This is a genomic window from Vibrio sp. OPT46 (genome assembly GCF_015163535.1).
GTDB lineage: Bacteria > Pseudomonadota > Gammaproteobacteria > Enterobacterales > Vibrionaceae > Vibrio > Vibrio alginolyticus.
On the sequence record NZ_JADDYG010000435.1, the window covers coordinates 1 to 563 of the forward strand.

At 38.5% G+C, this 563-nt stretch carries 1 protein-coding gene; it reads right to left on the bottom strand.

All coding sequences use genetic code 11. From position 1 onward, the window contains the following. Positions 1-239: 239 nt before the first annotated feature. Positions 240-563, bottom strand: a 324-nt coding sequence (locus IQR33_RS18950; protein WP_416222688.1) for an AMP-binding enzyme, incomplete at its 5' end; no start/stop codon positions are given.

Genomic DNA, 563 nt, shown 5'->3' on the forward strand with positions numbered 1-563 from the left:
ACAAGATACTAAAACGATTAGAAAGTATCGGGATGCTAGAGCTAAACTATGGCTCAGTAACCATTACCAATCCGAAGCGCTTAGAAGAATACTTTAAAGAACTCGAGCAATAGATCCATTCAACAAACGGTAAGTATTGTCTAACGATAGCTAAAAACCTTATGCATCTAATTGGTAAAGAGCACAACACCATTTGCGCTTAGGCAAGTGGCGCTGTGACACAAAAACCATTGAATTGACTAAGCTATATTCAATTCAGATTTCAACTCACGTTTCAAAATCTTTCCTGTCGCACTCATCGGGAGGTGTTCACGAATTTCGACATAACGAGGATATTTAAACGAGGCTAATTGCTCTTTACCCCACTTTTGTAATGAATCGGCGTCAATGTATTCTTTTGGTTTAAGTACAACGTAAGCTTTTATCTCTTCGCCATACTCTTCATTTGGAATCCCTATCACCGCGACCATTGAAACTGCAGGATGAGTCATGAAAACTTCTTCAATTTCTCTGGGATAAACATTAAATCCACCTCGAATGATCAGATCTTTCATTCTATCGAC